The sequence below is a fragment of the Microcoleus sp. K4-B3 genome, from assembly GCF_036704615.1.
GTDB lineage: Bacteria > Cyanobacteriota > Cyanobacteriia > Cyanobacteriales > Microcoleaceae > Microcoleus.
On the sequence record NZ_JAUBSF010000043.1, the window covers coordinates 1 to 15,806 of the forward strand.

16 protein-coding genes and 1 tRNA gene are annotated in these 15,806 nt (G+C 47.5%); 8 read left to right on the top strand and 9 right to left on the bottom strand.

Annotated features, from left to right (window positions below):
• Positions 1–187: 187 nt before the first annotated feature.
• A complete protein-coding gene (locus tag QUA78_RS18325) occupies positions 188–535 on the top strand; it encodes a hypothetical protein (RefSeq protein WP_333305078.1) in 348 nt (115 codons plus the stop codon).
• 175 nt (positions 536–710) lie between these two features.
• Here the strand turns inward: QUA78_RS18325 and QUA78_RS18330 are convergent, their stop codons facing one another.
• Positions 711–1,268 (bottom strand): single-stranded DNA-binding protein, encoded by a 558-nt coding sequence (locus QUA78_RS18330; protein ID WP_333305076.1) that lies wholly within the window; start codon positions 1,266–1,268, stop codon positions 711–713.
• Positions 1,269–1,430: 162 nt separating this feature from the next.
• Positions 1,431–3,974 (bottom strand): mannose-1-phosphate guanyltransferase, encoded by a 2,544-nt coding sequence (locus QUA78_RS18335; RefSeq protein WP_333305073.1) that lies wholly within the window; start codon positions 3,972–3,974, stop codon positions 1,431–1,433.
• A 575-nt stretch (positions 3,975–4,549) separates the two neighbouring features.
• Between QUA78_RS18335 and QUA78_RS18340 the strand changes: the two genes are divergently transcribed.
• Both QUA78_RS18340 and QUA78_RS18345 read left to right on the top strand, forming a co-directional pair.
• The gene (locus QUA78_RS18340; protein WP_333305070.1) at positions 4,550–4,747 is read left to right on the top strand and encodes a hypothetical protein; all 198 of its coding nucleotides are present in this window, start codon (positions 4,550–4,552) and stop codon (positions 4,745–4,747) included.
• A gap of 7 nt (positions 4,748–4,754) precedes the next feature.
• The gene (locus QUA78_RS18345) at positions 4,755–5,492 is read left to right on the top strand and encodes a class I SAM-dependent methyltransferase (protein WP_333305068.1); all 738 of its coding nucleotides are present in this window, start codon (positions 4,755–4,757) and stop codon (positions 5,490–5,492) included.
• A 242-nt stretch (positions 5,493–5,734) separates the two neighbouring features.
• On the opposite strand, the gene QUA78_RS18350 is transcribed toward QUA78_RS18345, so the two are convergent.
• Entirely contained in the window at positions 5,735–7,462 is a 1,728-nt protein-coding gene (locus tag QUA78_RS18350; protein ID WP_333305066.1) for a hypothetical protein, read from the bottom strand.
• A 687-nt stretch (positions 7,463–8,149) separates the two neighbouring features.
• Complete coding sequence (locus tag QUA78_RS18355) at positions 8,150–8,629, bottom strand: NUDIX domain-containing protein (protein ID WP_172185172.1); 480 nt, start codon at positions 8,627–8,629, stop codon at positions 8,150–8,152.
• A 145-nt stretch (positions 8,630–8,774) separates the two neighbouring features.
• Between QUA78_RS18355 and QUA78_RS18360 the strand changes: the two genes are divergently transcribed.
• From QUA78_RS18360 to QUA78_RS18375, 4 genes are all read left to right on the top strand, one after another.
• The gene (locus tag QUA78_RS18360; RefSeq protein ID WP_333240144.1) at positions 8,775–9,476 is read left to right on the top strand and encodes an alpha/beta fold hydrolase; all 702 of its coding nucleotides are present in this window, start codon (positions 8,775–8,777) and stop codon (positions 9,474–9,476) included.
• 238 nt (positions 9,477–9,714) lie between these two features.
• On the top strand, positions 9,715–9,921 hold the full coding sequence (locus QUA78_RS18365; protein ID WP_333305064.1) for a hypothetical protein: 207 nt from the start codon (positions 9,715–9,717) through the stop codon (positions 9,919–9,921).
• A 50-nt stretch (positions 9,922–9,971) separates the two neighbouring features.
• Positions 9,972–10,202: a type II toxin-antitoxin system Phd/YefM family antitoxin gene (locus QUA78_RS18370; protein ID WP_333053935.1), complete on the top strand. Its 231-nt coding sequence runs from the start codon at positions 9,972–9,974 to the stop codon at positions 10,200–10,202.
• Entirely contained in the window at positions 10,199–10,588 is a 390-nt protein-coding gene (locus QUA78_RS18375) for a PIN domain-containing protein (protein WP_333047789.1), read from the top strand. Before QUA78_RS18370 ends, QUA78_RS18375 begins: the two co-directional genes overlap by 4 nt.
• A gap of 185 nt (positions 10,589–10,773) precedes the next feature.
• On the opposite strand, the gene QUA78_RS18380 is transcribed toward QUA78_RS18375, so the two are convergent.
• Positions 10,774–11,121, bottom strand: a complete 348-nt coding sequence (locus QUA78_RS18380) for a hypothetical protein (protein ID WP_333305061.1) — start codon at positions 11,119–11,121, stop codon at positions 10,774–10,776.
• A 50-nt stretch (positions 11,122–11,171) separates the two neighbouring features.
• Positions 11,172–11,654, bottom strand: a complete 483-nt coding sequence (locus tag QUA78_RS18385; protein WP_333305059.1) for a tetratricopeptide repeat protein — start codon at positions 11,652–11,654, stop codon at positions 11,172–11,174.
• 198 nt (positions 11,655–11,852) lie between these two features.
• Here QUA78_RS18385 and QUA78_RS18390 point away from each other — a divergent pair, with 198 nt between their 5' ends.
• A complete protein-coding gene (locus QUA78_RS18390; protein WP_333305057.1) occupies positions 11,853–13,235 on the top strand; it encodes an NB-ARC domain-containing protein in 1,383 nt (460 codons plus the stop codon).
• Positions 13,236–13,401: 166 nt separating this feature from the next.
• Here the strand turns inward: QUA78_RS18390 and fba are convergent, their stop codons facing one another.
• The 3 genes from fba to QUA78_RS18405 all read right to left on the bottom strand — a co-directional run bounded on the left by fba (position 13,402) and on the right by QUA78_RS18405 (position 15,683).
• Positions 13,402–14,481 (bottom strand): class II fructose-bisphosphate aldolase, encoded by a 1,080-nt coding sequence (gene fba / locus QUA78_RS18395; RefSeq protein ID WP_333398955.1) that lies wholly within the window; start codon positions 14,479–14,481, stop codon positions 13,402–13,404.
• A gap of 193 nt (positions 14,482–14,674) precedes the next feature.
• Positions 14,675–14,746 (bottom strand) — tRNA-Lys (locus tag QUA78_RS18400).
• 67 nt (positions 14,747–14,813) lie between these two features.
• Positions 14,814–15,683: an aldose epimerase family protein gene (locus tag QUA78_RS18405; RefSeq protein ID WP_445302422.1), complete on the bottom strand. Its 870-nt coding sequence runs from the start codon at positions 15,681–15,683 to the stop codon at positions 14,814–14,816.
• Positions 15,684–15,806 lie beyond the last annotated feature (123 nt).

A 15,806-nucleotide genomic window follows, 5' to 3' on the forward strand; every position in this document is an offset into this window, starting at 1 on the left:
ACCCTCATTCTCTCCTGGCGCGGTGGCTCTAGTTCTTCTTTTGCCACCGTTCTCTCTTTTTTAGTCTAAACTCCAGTTAGAGAGAAGCAAGACCGATGCAGAAATACGTCCTAAGAGTTTTGCGATCGCCCCTAGCGTCAGGTATGATTCTTGTTAATTATTGCGCTCCGCTCAAGAGAAAAAATTTATGTCAGATATGTCCGGTCAAGACCCCTCGGAAATTAAAATGGCGACGGTTGATGAAGAACAAAAAGGCGCAACGTTTAGCGGTACGGTCATCCTTGCTATCGATGTCGAGGGTAGTGGGGAAGTCCTTTTCTTCAGAGACTTTTTGATTGAAGATTATAAAGGCGAACTTACCGCTTATCTGGCAACAGATGGCAATATAACGAAAAGCATCGATCTAGGCGAACTTAAGCATAAGAGCAGCAGCTTTAAGCTGCCAATTCCGCTGGGGACGGATACATCACCCTACAATACAGTCGTGCTGCGCGACGAAAAAAGCAAGAAAAAAATTGTGACGATCGAGCTGTAAAATTTGCAATTTAGCTCGTAGTTCAGCCAAATTCGTTAGCGCAGCCCTCGAAGAGGATCGCCCTTTTTTTCCTGAAGTACGCGCGTGCGAAGCTATCCCGTAGGGAATCGCCCTTAAATTAAGGTGCGTCACTTTCGATCCAACAGTCGAGTTGTAAAGTGATGCACCCTAATTTTTAAAACGGAATCGGATCGTAATCTGGATTTTCCGGCTCGTTAGAGGAACCTGACGGGCGATCGGACTCAGAATTTGACGGCTGATGCGAGTTCCAATCCGAACTAGACGTGCGGTTAGCGCCGCCTGGAGCGCTGTTAGGACTGCGGCCGCGCGAACTCATAGGAACCACGTTGCTCGGCACATTAGCAGGCGCGCTGTCGCGAATTTGAGCCGGTTCGGGGGCGGTTCTACTTGGGGGAGCAGCACTCATTGCATCGGCGCCGACACTGTAAATCCTTTGAGCTGTCAGTTCAGCGCGCTTTTCTTTAATACCGTCTCTTTCGATCGTATTCATGCTCAGCCGTCCCTCAATAATCACGCGATCGCCCTCGTGATATTTCTCGTGAATTTCTTGAGCAAAATTTCCCCATCCTATCACCTTCAAATGTTCGGGCGGATCTTCAGGTTTTGGGCCTGGAAACTGCACCAGCATCTCAGCGATTTGAAGTTGATTGTCAGGAGTATAACGGAGTTGCGGTTGTTGAATTATTTCCGCCATCAAAATGCAGCTATTCATAACTTAAATGGGAATTGGGAATTGGGCATTGGGAATTGGGCATTGGGCATCGGGTTAGTTGTTAGTTGTTAGTTGTTATTTATTGTTAGTTATTGGTTAAAATGACTCAATAATAACCAATAACCAATAACTAACAACAAATAACTAACAACAAATAATCAATTACCCGTTACCAAATTTATCTTGGCGAACCGCCGCCTCAGCTTGACTGACAAAATCGTGAACGAGGGTGCGGTACTCCTTCAAAGTTTCAGATACCCAATCTCGATCCTCGCTGTTGGCGAAGATATGAACGGTCGGTTCGCTCGCATCGGGCAAAACTAATACCCAATTGTCGTCGCTGTAGTTAAAAATCTTCACTCCATCTATTAATTCTAAACGATCGGGCGAATGAGTTTCTACTAAATGTCGCATCAGCGAACCTTTGATAGTCCAAGGACAGCGGACGCTGTAACTGCGGTGGGTGACGCGGGGAAGTTCGGCCTTGATCTGTCCGAGCGATCGCTCCTGAATCGTCATCATTTCTATCACTTTAGCAATGCAGAACATTCCGTCAAATCCGGGATGCAATTGCGGGAAAATAAAACCCATAAGACCGCTGCCACCCAAAACCACATTCGGGTTCCTGTTAGCGGCTTCCATCAAAGCAGTTGGGTTCGCCTTCGTGCGGATTACCTTGCTTTGATAGCGGCGGGCGATCGCCTCCACAGCAGAAGAGGCATTCACCGGCACTACTACTGTACCTTTGGGCTCAGAAGTCAGCATCAAATTTACCATCAACGCCGTCAGCATTTCCCCGCGAATCGCTATCCCAGACTCATCTACCAAAATGAGCTGTTCGCCGTTAGCCGACACCTGCACTCCAAAATTAGCGCTGAGTGCTTTCACCACCCGGCCGAGTTGGTCGAGCAAATATTCCCGTTCGCCGTTGCTTAGAGAAGTCTGCTTGAGACTGGCATTGAGCACCACCGCATCGCAGCCAAACTTAGCGAGCATTTGCGGCAGAATTGCTCCGGAAACTGCGTAAACGTAATCGATTACCACCTTAGTATTGCTGTAGCGTATTGCCTCAACATTCATCTGCCGCTCAAAAATGCGGTTGTAAACGTCGAGAGCTTGGTTAAAGTACGACATCTCTCCAATTTCCGGAATTAGAGCCCGCCGCAAATCTTCCTTAAAATAAGCGCCCTCGATTTTTTTCTCAGCCCCTTTAGTAATATTGATGCCTTTGATATCGAAGAATTCAATTAGAATGTGGTCGGAGCGATCGGGCGAAATGCGAACGTGAATGCCGCCAGCAATCGACAGCGTAGACGAAACCGTGCGCGCGATCGGAATTGCCGTCGATTCCAAATTGATCACATTAATTCCTACCGACATCAAACCCGCAATCAAAGACCTTGAAACCATCCCCGAAATGCTCCGCTGGTCGCGAGAAACCGATACCGAAGTCCCAGGTTTCAAAGTCGAGCCGTAAGCCGCGCCCAATTTCACCGCAAATTCCGGGGTAACATCCACATTTGCCAGTCCTTGAACGCCGCGCTGACCGAACAAATTCCGCTTAGCTTGTTCTCCCCAAATTAAATTTTGATTTAACAGAGCGCCGGATTCAATATTTTTGCTCGGCCAGACGCGCACGCTTGGCCCCACTTGCGCTTCTTCTCCCACGATTGACATGGAACCGACGATCGCACCTTCCAATACATGAGCGCGCCTGTCTACGCGGGTACTCCGGCAAATCACGCAGGCCCTAAGGTGAGCGTCTTCGCCGACAATTGCTCCGTTCCAGACGATGGGACGTTTGAGGTTGGCATCGGCCCCGACTGTCACGTTATCTCCGATCACCGTACCGGCATCGATTTTAACTCGGGCTCCAATCCGACAATTGTTGCCGATCATGGCCGGTACTTCGACGATCGCGCTATCGTCAATAAAAGTATTCTGACCTACCCAAAGTCCCGATCGAACTTGGTTGTAGTAGGTCAAATCCAGTTTGACCTTTCCCCGCAGCGCGTCGTACTGAGCTTCCCGGTAAACATCAAGCTGGCCGACATCGCACCAGTAACCCTCGGCGATGTAACCGTACATCGGCTCGTTTTTTTCCAGCAGCAAGGGAAACAAGTCTTTCGAGAAGTCGCACTCTTTATTTGCAGGCAGGTAGTCCAATACTTCCGGTTCTAAAATGTAGGTGCCGGTATTGACGGTATCGGAGAAAATTTCACTGCTAGAAGGCTTTTCCAGAAAGCGGCTGATGCGGTAATTTTCCTCGGTAATCACGACCCCGAATTCCATCGGATTGCGAACGCGAGTTAAAATTAACGTGGCTTTGGATTGCTTGCTGCGGTGAAATTCGATCGCTTCCGTCAAGTCGAAGTCTGTGATGCTGTCGCCGCTGATGACCAGAAAAGTTCGATCGAGCAATTCAGCAATATTTTTGACGCAACCAGCCGTACCCAGCGGTTGGTCTTCCTCCACAGCGTAAGTCATTTGAACGCCAAACTCTGCCCCGTCAGTAAAATATTCGCGCATGACATCGGGAAGGTAGTGCAGCGTCGCAATAATTTCCGTAATCTGATGCCTTTTTAGCAAATTGATAATGTGTTCTGCGATCGGGCGATTGAGAATCGGCACCATCGGTTTGGGCAAATCGCACGTCAGGGGTCTGAGCCTCGTTCCCGACCCCCCAGCCATCAGCACTGCACGCATAAAATCCTCCTTGCTTAGAAAGCTCTCTACCGTCATTGTCCGCTAGAAAAAGTTTGCCTGCTGTAATTCGTGGGCCGCCGGCTATCAGTTCTTAGTTAAATATCTTCGAGTAGTTACACGTCTGGGAAATCCCGTTCGACCAGGCCGTCCCCCAACAGCAACCGATTTCAACCCAATTAGAACTTGCGGCGTCGCACCAATCCCCCGGTCGAGTTCGGATTTGTAGGGGATGTTGGGTAATACCAGTTTAAAAAAAGAATGCAACTGTAGGTCAGCTCCAAACCCTTATCTCATAAGTCATTCCCAATTCTTTAATTCTTCAATTCTTCAATCTAAAATGGTATGCGTCCTCAGAATCATCGACTTTTGGCAGAAGTCCCTTCTTGCTTGCTCGGTGAAAGCTATTTTGGGGGTGTTATTTTTAAGTTTGTGACCGGCGGGGATTTTGAAGTCTCTTTCTGAAGGTGGAATTGCTACAGGTATCGGTGCGGCTTGGCGTCTGATAAATGATAGATTAAGAGTAGCGCTTTGACTAGCTGACCCAAAATCCTATCCATTGCTTAGGGGTTTTTTAAATGAGTACGTTAATTAGCTTGGCATTGCTAGTCGCTTACGGCGGCGGTATTTGGAAATTTTGGAATGGTTTCGATCGCACTAACTTCGACAGAAGTTTTGCAAATCGCCTGAAGCTGTCCCTGCTCTGGCCCGCGTTAATTTTTAATAAGCCTTACCGCCAAAACTTTACAAAAGCTCTCAAAGCCTCTAAAAGGTAATTCAAGAATGTCTAAAAAGTCCGATCGCCCAGTCGCGGGCCAGGAGCAGACTTGGTTTGCTAAAGGAAAATCAGATAGCTGGCAAGTTTTACTGTCGCAAGTGGCCTCTCGGTTCGATCGCGAATACCGAGGAGAAGCTTTCGCTTTACCCGAAGAAGTCGAAGCAATGCCGATTTTCTTGGAATCAGTCGCAGGAACTCTCCAAGCAAAAACAGTTTCTCCCTTCTGGAAAATTGCCAAACCTCAAAAAAATCAGCGCTGTTTAGACATTGGCTGCGGAGTCAGCTTTCTCATCTACCCTTGGCGGGATTGGGAAGCATATTTTTACGGTCAAGAAATCAGCAGCGCAGCGCGAGACGCTTTAAACGCTCGCGGCCCTCAGCTCAATTCTAAGCTGTTCAAAGGCGTAGAATGGGCTCCCGCTCACCAGTTGAATTACGAAGAGGCTCAGTTCGATTTATGTCTCGCTACAGGCTTTAGCTGTTACTATCCCATAGACTATTGGAGTATTGTTATGGGAGAAGTAAAGCGGGTACTAAAACCGGGCGGCCATTTTGTTTTTGATGTCCTCAATCCCAATTCTCCTCTAGCAGAAGATTGGGCAATTTTGGAGACTTATCGAGCCGGAGAAGTATTTTTAGAGACAATAGAAGATTGGGAAAAAATGATGAAAGCTGCTGGCGCTAAGGTAGTAAAAAAGCAAAGTGGCGACTTATTTCAAATGTATAAAGTTCAATACAATTGAGAGGTTAAGGTAATAGGTAATTACGTTTGCAGTCAAAACGACCGTCGTCAAAAGTCCGGGTCTGGCAGACGAAAAACAATTTCATTATCAGTTAAGAAAGTAGGGTGCGTCAGCAAGTAGAAATTTGTTTGAGAAGTAACAAATTTCTACTTGCTGACGCACCCTACTAACTACTAACTCATAATAGTGAAGCAAGCAGATTGGATATTACCAATTACCAATTCCCAATTACCCATTAGCCATTAATTTTCGGTAGCGGCGGGAGAGGGCGTAGCTTCCGGCGACGGCGACGGCGATACTTCGGCGGCGGGAGATGGGGCAGCTTCCGGCGACGGCGACGGCGACACTTCGGCGGCGGGAGATGGCGCAGCTTCCGGCGACGGCTGCGGGGACACTTCGGGGGCAGGAGATGGCGCAGCTTCCGGCGACGGCGACACTTCGGCGGCGGGAGATGGCGCAGCTTCCGGCGGGGACTCTTCGGCGGGCTGCGGTTGAGGAGAAGGTGACTGTTCGGCGGCTGGTTTCGGTTGAGGTGAGGGCGACGGTTGGGCGGCGGGCTTTTGTACCGGCGGCGAGGGTTGGGCCCCTGGCTTCGGTTTGTTTGACGGGGCCGGCGGCTTCTCAAACTGCGGTTTCACTTCAGCAGGCGCTGGGGAGGGCTGCTGGTCTGTGGGTCGGGGCCCTGTCGGGGTTACTGTTGGCCGCTGCTGGCCTGCTGGGTTGGGCCTGGTTGGGGCTGTGGATGGGGTGACAGGAATGCCGCTGCAAACTTTTTCGTCGTATTTAAATGGGATAGCTACTTGGTAAAGCTTGTGCGTGCTGGCTGCAGAAAATGTTAGAGAAGGGTTAATAATCGCAGTTTTAGCAGCATTGTCGAGAATGCTGTAACCCGTCGGGACGATCGCTTGAGGCTCGGCCTTGAGCAAGCCTTGAGGGCTGACAACTGCTCCGAAAACTGCTACTCCTTCGAGTTTTTGCGAGCAAGCTGCTACGGGATAAGGAACATTCACAGGAGTCGGCCCCGTCATTTCCAAGTCAGGATAAGCCTTTTTGAATCTCTCAAACAAAGCAACATAGGTATTTGCAGCCGCAAGCTGTGTCTCTCTGTCGGTGGGTAAGTTTGAACCCGGTTGTCCGGACTGTTCTAGCTGTCGCTGTCCATCTTCAAATTGTTGTCTCTTGATTCTTTCTTCGGGAGTTTCTGCGATGAGATTCCTTTTATTCGGATCTTTTTGAGTCAACTTTGGTACTCCATCGGGTCCGACATTCCTGCCAGCAATTGGGAATTCCGGGGTAAAGACTGGAGCTCCGTCTGGAAATAGTGGGAGTCCGCCTCTACTGGCTATGATCTTTTTGAGCGTCTCTGCTTCATCTTCCGAGGCGCCGCCGGGAAGCTGGGGCACTTCTGTCAGGGATGGCGGCGGCGGGATATTGCGATCGAAATTACCGGGCAAGGGCGGGAAAATCAAACCGCTGGGAGGTACTGGCGGGACGAAAGTGGGTGTTGGCTGGGAGGGGGCTCTGAATGTTGGGGATGGAGTTTTCGGAGGCGGCGGGGCTGTTGGGGCGGCAGAGGACGGGAGAGGGGAATAAGGGAGAGGGGAAAAGAATCCAGGAGGGGGCATTCCCGGCGGTAGGGCGGGCAAGTTGATAGCTGGAGGTGCGGGGGGCAAGGGCGCCGCTAACTTGGGCGAGGCTGGCAAGGGAACTGGTGCGATCGAAAACGGCTGGTTGGACGAGCGCGGTGGTATGCTTTGTGGCAGGCGGCCGGCCTCTGTGGGAGTTAGTTCTACCAAACCGACAGAACCGGGGATATTTTTTGAGGAATTTCCACCATACATGAGGCTTGAGAGCGTCGGGGCGCTTACTCCGAGCACTCCGTGAAGGCTGACAGAAGCTAGGGCTGCCCACCAATAAGGCTGGCGCAGCGGTTCAGAAAGGGTGTTTGCTAGGGAGGAAGAGTCAGTCATTTAAATTTTAGATTTTAGATTTTAGATTTTAGATTGGGGGATTGGGAGATGGTTAGATTTTAGATTGGGGGATTGGGAGATGGTTAGATTTTAGATTTTAGATTGGGGGATTGGGGGATTGGGGGATTGAGTGATTGGCGGATTGGTAATTTATATTGTTGTGGTTGTGATTGAGTGTGAATTCGTTTTAATGAGGAGAGGTTGGGAATTCAAAGGTATAATTTTAGCACGGTCGGTATCGAAATTGCCCGATCGACTTTTATTGAGATTTCGCGACCCTCACATCAAGCACTCAAGCGTAGAAAGCGGGTTTCTTGACAGGTTCAACCTGAGAACCGAGATTTTTCTTCGCTGTTGTAGCAACTGCCAATAGGGTTAGGACGTTCTTAATTGCTGAAAGCATTGTTTTTCTTCCCGAATGCCTTTTGCCGAACCCTATACTCGGTTTCTCAGCTATTGTTGAGAATGGTGAGCGGGGCGTCAGACGGGCCGGACTGGGGCGAGCAAAAAACAAACTGCGCCGCTGCTATACCGTCTTTTTCCGGGATCTGGAGCGCCACTAATTCATTAAACACGATCGATCCGTTCGATCGACCCCTGTTTCCAATTCGGTTACACAACCGGATTCATCCGTGGAAGTAATTATTCAATCCAAAATCCAAAATCCAAAATCCAAAATCGATGGATTCACCAGCGATAGCGGTAATTTTTAAAAGGAGCTCCCTCAATGGTGAGCAAGTCGATGGGATAAATGGGAGCGCCGCTTGCCATATATTGAAACATTTCCCGAACTTCCTCTCCCCGTAGAGACAACTGGTCTAATTCCTTGAGAGAATACCAGCCAGCGCACAAAGTATGCTCATCCGGCTTGCTCTTGGGCGGCGTCTTATCTTCTGGACGAGCCACAAAAATGACTCGGAGGCGCACATTGCCCCTAGGCATCACTGTGTGCTCTACCCTGAGAATTCCCTCAACGATGACGGAAATGCCCGCTTCCTCGATGGTATTGCGCATAGCAGCTTCGAGCAAAGTCTCCCCTTTTTCCACTCGCCCTGCTGGGAGATACCACTGCTGCTCGTACTTGCGCTCTTGTACCAGTAGAAAACGGTCTTCTAAGTGAACGACAACTAGGGTAAAATACCATGTTTGAATCGGCTCGCGAGCCATAGAAGTAGATATTCCCTAAGCAAAAGGTTTAACGGGCGGCAGATGTTAGCAATCCAAAGGATGCTTCGGCAAGCGTCTTTGAACTTGAAAAACAGATCGTAGCACTCCGGCCGCAAAATCTAAAATCTAAAATCTAAAATTGACAATGCCATTACCAACCGTGATTTTACCAGGATATTTTGCTGCTGCTTCCGACTATCGCGAATTAGAAAAATCTCTGGTCGATCGAGGTTTCCCAACAGTAACAGTACCTCTGGGCAAGGGAGATTGGTTGCCGACTTTTGGCGGGCGATCGATGGTGCCAATTTTGCGACAGCTCGATCGCACGGTCAAACAAATGTTACAGCAATACGGCGTTCCCCAGATCAATCTCGTCGGTCATTCCGCCGGCGGCTGGATTTCTCGCATCTATTTGGGCGAAAAGCCTTACACGATTCACGGCGACGTGCTTGAGGACGCGGGTTTGTGGGAAGCTCACCCTTATGTGAATACTTTAATCACTTTAGGTACGCCGCACGTCTCTCAAGAGCGCTGGACGCGCAAAAATCTAGATTTTGTTAAAATTCATTATCCGGGGGCTTTTCACCCGCAGGTGCGCTACGTGTGCGCTGCTGGGAAGGCTGTTTTTGGCAAGCGGGGTTTAGGGACTTGGCTGGCTTATAAAAGTTACGAGTTGACTGTGGGGAAGGGCGAAACTTGGGGAGATGGAATTACGCCGGTGGAAGCTGCTGTTTTGGACGGGGCAGAAAATCTGGTGTTGGAGGGGGTTTGGCATTCGCCTCGTTCTCCGGGGAAGTGGTACGGTTCGCCGGAGGTTTTGCCGGCTTGGATTGGGTATTTGTGTTAGCAATGAACCGCGAAGACGCGAAGGACGCGAAGGAAGAAGTAGAAGGTTTAAGGGGCGAATTTAGTTATAATTTGATATTAGGAGCGAGTTTAGTGCTGCAAAACTCGCCCCCGCGATGCTCTATGTTTACTTAAATGTTTATCGCTAACTGAATAGATAAAAAAATATTTTATGTGGCATTATCGGTAAGATTCAGAAGTCACGGCGAACCACACAATCAAATTAGAGGTTGGCTGGGGTGGAATTGGGCGACAATGCTACTGTGCGCTTGGACGCAGATAACGAATTTGAGCCGGATGCTTTGTTGAGAATTGATGCCGGAGGTCGATCGCAAATTAGGGATGATGATTATGTGCGATCGCACTCTGTACAATCATCGCATTGTTTGGTATTTGGTGCCAGGGGCGATCGCTCTTTTTTCACTCAAGCATCGCTTTCCGTCTAATCCTCACATTATCATAGTAGAAATAGAATAAGATTGTGAAAGGTGAACAAATGGCACAAATTACCACGACTGAATTACCTCAAACCCTCCAGACTCTACTTATAGAGGTCGAACGTACCAAAACCCCCCTCACCATCATCCATGAAGGGAAACCATTAGTGATTATCTATCCTGCCACTACCCAAACCCCACGCCCCGTGTTTGGCACAATGAAAGGAAGCGGTGAAATATTAGGAGATTTAATTGCTCCTGTCGCCGAACTATGGGAAGTTTTAGAATGAAACTTTTACTTGATACCCACATTTGGCTTTGGTATTTACTCGGCGATCAACGCCTATCGCTTCAACTTCAAACCGCGATCGCCGATCCTAATACTGAACTTTGGCTGAGTCCAATTAGCATTTGGGAGACGCTCATTCTTGCAGAAAAAGGAAGGATATCTTTACAGCCAGATCCGGTTACATGGGTTAACTTAGCTTTAAAAACTCTGGAAACTCGTGAAGCCCAAATGAATCACGCCATTGCCATTTTAAGTCGCGAGATTTCACTACCCCATCAAGACCCCGGAGACCGATTTATTGCCGCCACAGCCATTTACTATGGGTTAAAATTAGCTACAGTTGATGCCAACCTTACAGGTAATTCGGTGCTACAAACACTCAGTTAGGCAATATTCTATATTTCTGTAGGCGATCGCCCTTTTTTTGCTGGGGCGATTCCCGTAAGGATAGCTATGCTTCACGCCCTCTGTGCAATCATCGGCTTTTGAAATGGTGGAAATGGATAAAATTGTAAGTGGAAAAAGAGGTTGGGTAACACGAGAGTTAATAGAATATGCTTGGTGGGGCGGTGCTAGACTTCTTTGGGAAATTGCTCTGGATTGTTATCTCTCAGGGCTTCTATTAGTTGAGATATGGTTTCTCTATCAGGTGACTCCAAAATAATATTAACAACGAAGCTGTGATGCCGCACAACAACCTTTTCTATTTCCATAACTCTTGCTTCAAAAGAGAAAGGTTGGTTTTGTAATTTATAATCTGTTTCAACTCCTACCTTCCATTCCTGGATATGAACGACATCTCCTTGAGATAAATTGGGCTCAAAAGTATAGGAATCGACTAGAAGTTTGCCTCCTACTTCATTTCCCATATTTGTAAGTAACCACAGGGTGTAAGAAACTTTAATAATTGGTTGAGACATAATTACCACTTTCAGTGCTTTTGAGATAGACAGCTTTCAGTCAACTCGATTCAGTTATGTGCTTCCTGAAAAGCTTGAATTGCAAGCCTTTGTTGTTCTTCAGAAAGGTAATTGATTGATGTAAGCAGTGCAGTTTCTAGTAAGTCATCACCGTACACACTCTGACTGATTCCTCCCACTATCGGATTAAAGGTGAACTGTCCCTTCTCGTATGCAGAAAGAAAACGACGATAGCTAGAAATAGCTCCTTGATAGTCACCAGTCTCAATGCTAGTGCTGCCTATAGAAAGGAAAGCTTTTCCATAGTCAGGAAACTTCTGGATAATTTCTTCATATTGCTTGATTGCATCCTGCAATCTTCCTAACCTCTTGAGAGTGCCAGCACGATTGTTGTAATACATTGGCTTATTACCATCGACTGCTATAGCTTGATCGAAGAGGTATAAAGCATCCTGAAACCTTCCCATTCTTGCATTTGCATTTCCTTGGCTGTACAAGAGTTCTGCCTTAGCTACGCTATCATAGCTTGTCATGGTAAACACCTTTATTTATGCTTTGTAGTTCTCCTCATGATCCTTCTAAATTAAAACTTTGTCTAGTCAAAAAATGTTCTATTTTGCCGACAACTTTCTCACGTTTTCGCTCCATTTCATCTACTTTTGTACGAAAATGTACGAAAATGTTGGCAGTTGTGAGCTACAATACACAAAACTCTCGCATCTCCCTGCCAGATGAATCTTAAAGAAATGTTAAATGTCGCCGATCGCATAGTTTTCGAGAAAACAGGTCAGCACCTTGACGATTTACAAGCAGCGGTACTGCGGGGAACTCTACAACGCGAGACATACAAAGAAATAGCCAAAGATTTTAACTGTTCTGAAAGTCGCATCAGGGAAATCGGATCGGAATTATGGCAGATACTTTCAGAGGAGTTTGGGCAAAAAGTCAGTAAATCCAATTTTCGCTCCACAATGGAGAGGTTGCAAAACTCTAATGTTGTAAACTTTGCACAAGATGTTGTAGTGAGCAGTATTTTCAACATTTGCGGACAAGCTAGACACCCACCAGAACTACCAAACTCACAGCCACCAAATCAAGAAACATCTAACTCAAAACAAACTAAAACTATACATCAAGATTTAAGCGAAATGCCGGAGTTGGGTGATTTCTTCGATCGCACTCCTGAACTCCACACCCTCACCACCTGGATTTTACAACAACGCTGTCGGCTCATCACCCTCACCGGCATCAGCGGTATCGGCAAAACCACCCTAGCAGTCCAACTCGTACAACAAATTAAAAACGAGTTTGAGTACGCAGTTTGGTACACTCTAGACGAATTCTCCACCATAGAAAAATTTCAATCTAACCTAATACAGCTTTTTTCCCAGTCAGAAAAACCAGATTCATCCCCAACCAACCAAAAACGCTTACCGCTGATTAAGTATTTACAAAACCATCGCTGTTTAATCGTCTTAGATGATGTTCACAACTTTTTCTGTAGCGGCGAATTGGCTGGAAAATATAAACCAGAATCCGAAGAATATCGCACTTTATTCAAACAAATAGAAAAATTATCCCATCAAAGCTGCTTGATGTTAATGGGTTGGGAACAACCGAGAGAAGTGGCTCAAGTTAAAAGCCAAAATACTTCTATTCGCACCTTACAAGTCAAAGGTTTAGACATCGCCGCCGCACGGGAAATACTCAGAGATTATGGGTTAGAAGAAAGCGACAACAGTGAAGCACTCATTCATCGTTACCAAGGCAACCCCCTATGGTTAAAAAGTGTGGCGACTCTGATTCAAGACTTGGGAGGAGGCGTGACAGAGTTATTACCAAATGATACCATATTGTTGCCGGAAGATTTGAAAGATGTTTTACAGCAGCAGTTCGATCGCCTATCGGAACAGGAAAAACAAGTAATCTCCTTGTTAGCGAAAGAAAGCCAGCCAATCAACCGGGCAAAATTGCTAGAAAATGAAATAATTCCGGCTTCAGATTTGCCCAATGCGCTGCAATCTCTATCGCGGCGCTGCTTGATTGAACAACAAGCAAATTTTTACACGATTTCACCTGTACTGAGGCAATATGCGATCGCCTCTGCGGTGTAATTGATATCTCTTAGTCTGCGGATGCAGACTTAATTTGTATAGCAATTTCAATCGCCGAGTGATTAAATACATAAAATCGCACAAACAAAAACCGGGCAACTTCAAAGCTACCCGGCAATCCTAACTTTAGACCTCAGACAAATCTAAAATCTAAAACCTAAAATTCTTAAACAGCTACAGTCTTCTTAGCAGAAGAGCTCAATTCGCCCTTAGCATACTTAGCTGCAAAATCGTCCAAAGACATTTGCTTAATCTTTGTACCGTTACCGGCACAGCCGAAAGAGTTGTAGCGATCGCTACAAACCTTCTGCATATACTTGATCGACGGCTTCAAGAAGTGACGGGGGTCAAACTCATCAGGCTTGGCAAACAAAGCTTCGCGCACCGCAGCGGTAATTGCCAAACGGTTGTCAGTATCGATATTGATCTTGCGAACGCCGCACTTGATGCCCTTTTGGATTTCTTCCACAGGTACGCCGTAGGTTTCGCGGATTTTGCCGCCGTTGCTGTTGATAATTTCCAGCAATTCTTGGGGCACAGAAGAAGAACCGTGCATTACCAAGTGAGTATTCGGCAAGCGGCGGTGAATTTCTTCAATGCGGCTGATTGCCAAAATTTCGCCAGTCGGCTTGCGAGTGAACTTGTAAGCGCCGTGAGAAGTGCCGATCGCGACTGCTAGAGCATCAACGCCGGTTTGCTCGACGAAATCCACAGCTTGTTCAGGATCTGTCAGCAACTGATCGTGAGAAAGCGCACCTTCAAAGCCGTGGCCGTCTTCTGCTTCGCCCATTCCTGTTTCCAGAGAACCCAAGCAACCCAGTTCGCCTTCAACGCTAACGCCGATCGAATGAGCCACTTTCACCACTTCGCGAGTAACTTCAACGTTGTACTCGTAGCTGGCGGGAGTCTTAGCATCCGCTTCCAGAGAACCGTCCATCATCACGCTGGTGAAACCTTGGCGCATGGCAGAATAGCAAGTGCCGGGGGCATTGCCGTGGTCTTGGTGCATGGAAATGGGGATGTGAGGATAGGTTTCAACTGCTGCCAAAATCAAGTGGCGCAGAAAATTTTCGCCAGCGTAGGAGCGAGCGCCGCGAGAAGCTTGCAGAATCACAGGGCTGTTGGTTTCGTCAGCAGCGCGCATGATCGCTTGGATTTGCTCCATGTTGTTGACGTTGTAAGCCGGTAGGCCGTAACCATTTTCAGCCGCGTGGTCGAGCAGCAATCGCATAGGTACAAGCGCCATAGATATTCCTCCTAATTATTTGTGATTTCTGGGCAGTGGATTTTGGACAGTCTCAATTCTTACGATAATATTAAGACAATTTGCCACCGATCGCGCACTATCTTTCCATATTTACTTAAAAGTTCAAAAAACAAAATTTTGAGTTCCGAGCATTCTGCTCAAAACTCAAAATTCTTAACTCACAAATTTTTTATGGGTCGCCCGGGATTTGAACCCGAGACCAATCGGTTAAAAGCCGAATGCTCTACCGCTGAGCTAGCGACCCGCGAAAACATTGTTACCGCACACAATTTCTAATAGTAGCACCCCTCATTTGAAATAGCAAGTGTTTTTTAAATAAAATTTGCAGTCATGCGAACCAGCATCTCGCAAGTCGCTCCCGGCTGCAAATAAATCAAGTGTTCGCCAGTGTTGAGGGCATTTCGAGGAGCAGTCCAAGGTTCCAAACAGTAAAAATCATTGCCCTTCACCATCCAGAAAACCAACTTCCCATAGCTGGAGTTGTAACTGAGGGTGAGCCGTAAGCCCTGGGCAGCGTCAGTGACAGTAGCAGCAAGACCAGTGAGTTCGTCAAAGGAAACATCAATTTCATCCAGCGTCTCGTCAAAAACCCCGGTGAAGTAACCTTTTTGGTGGGTGTTACGATCTCTGTACTGCATCCCCGGAATCTCAAACCGGAGCTTAGATTTGTCCGTCGCCAAAAAGTAGGGGTGGAAACCACTAGAAAACGGCATGGGTTCGGCAGACAGATTGGTGTATCGCTGAAAAATTTCCAAAGAATTGCCTTTAATCTGATAAGTGAAGGCGAGTTGGAAATCAAAGGGATAAACAGCCAGCGTCTTGTCGCTGCTGTCGAGAATCAGGGTAAGAGCGGCGCAACCCTCCGTAACTTGTTCGCCTATTCTCCAAGGCAAGTCTCGGGCAAAGCCGTGCTGTTTGAGCTTATGCTGCACTCCCTTGTGGGTGTAAGTATTGTCGGGGAGATTGCTGCAGATGGGAAACAGTATGGGAATCCCGCCGCGTACAGTCAGATCGGGATTGGCGAACCGTTCCGCGTCCAAGTATAAGATTTCTTTGCCTTCAACCAGCCAGCTAGTGGCTATACCGCCCCGTTCCGGCACAACTTCTAGAGTAGAGTTAGCGGTTTCGTCGCAAAGGATATAGGTTTTGTACTGCTTTTGCTTGAGCGCGATCGCAAACACATTTGTCATCGGTAGTAGGTCATTGATCATTGGTTGTCAGTAAATCAGTCGTTAATAATTGGTCGCTGGTATGTTGATGTTCACCCATTACCGCTCCTATCCTCCCCCTGCATCCTCGCTCCG

What these genes read in the sequence shown, in the direction of transcription:
- QUA78_RS18390 (WP_333305057.1), top strand. Translation starts at nt 11,853, where the DNA reads ATGAATCTTAAAGAAATGTTAAATGTCGCCGATCGCATAGTTTTCGAG.
- QUA78_RS18380 (WP_333305061.1), bottom strand. Translation starts at nt 11,121, where the DNA reads ATGTCTCAACCAATTATTAAAGTTTCTTACACCCTGTGGTTACTTACA.
- QUA78_RS18360 (WP_333240144.1), top strand. Translation starts at nt 8,775, where the DNA reads ATGCCATTACCAACCGTGATTTTACCAGGATATTTTGCTGCTGCTTCC.
- QUA78_RS18355 (WP_172185172.1), bottom strand. Translation starts at nt 8,629, where the DNA reads ATGGCTCGCGAGCCGATTCAAACATGGTATTTTACCCTAGTTGTCGTT.
- QUA78_RS18370 (WP_333053935.1), top strand. Translation starts at nt 9,972, where the DNA reads ATGGCACAAATTACCACGACTGAATTACCTCAAACCCTCCAGACTCTA.
- QUA78_RS18350 (WP_333305066.1), bottom strand. Translation starts at nt 7,462, where the DNA reads ATGACTGACTCTTCCTCCCTAGCAAACACCCTTTCTGAACCGCTGCGC.
- QUA78_RS18335 (WP_333305073.1), bottom strand. Translation starts at nt 3,974, where the DNA reads ATGCGTGCAGTGCTGATGGCTGGGGGGTCGGGAACGAGGCTCAGACCC.
- QUA78_RS18345 (WP_333305068.1), top strand. Translation starts at nt 4,755, where the DNA reads ATGTCTAAAAAGTCCGATCGCCCAGTCGCGGGCCAGGAGCAGACTTGG.
- QUA78_RS18325 (WP_333305078.1), top strand. Translation starts at nt 188, where the DNA reads ATGTCAGATATGTCCGGTCAAGACCCCTCGGAAATTAAAATGGCGACG.
- QUA78_RS18340 (WP_333305070.1), top strand. Translation starts at nt 4,550, where the DNA reads ATGAGTACGTTAATTAGCTTGGCATTGCTAGTCGCTTACGGCGGCGGT.
- QUA78_RS18385 (WP_333305059.1), bottom strand. Translation starts at nt 11,654, where the DNA reads ATGACAAGCTATGATAGCGTAGCTAAGGCAGAACTCTTGTACAGCCAA.
- QUA78_RS18330 (WP_333305076.1), bottom strand. Translation starts at nt 1,268, where the DNA reads ATGAATAGCTGCATTTTGATGGCGGAAATAATTCAACAACCGCAACTC.
- fba (WP_333398955.1), bottom strand. Translation starts at nt 14,481, where the DNA reads ATGGCGCTTGTACCTATGCGATTGCTGCTCGACCACGCGGCTGAAAAT.
- QUA78_RS18375 (WP_333047789.1), top strand. Translation starts at nt 10,199, where the DNA reads ATGAAACTTTTACTTGATACCCACATTTGGCTTTGGTATTTACTCGGC.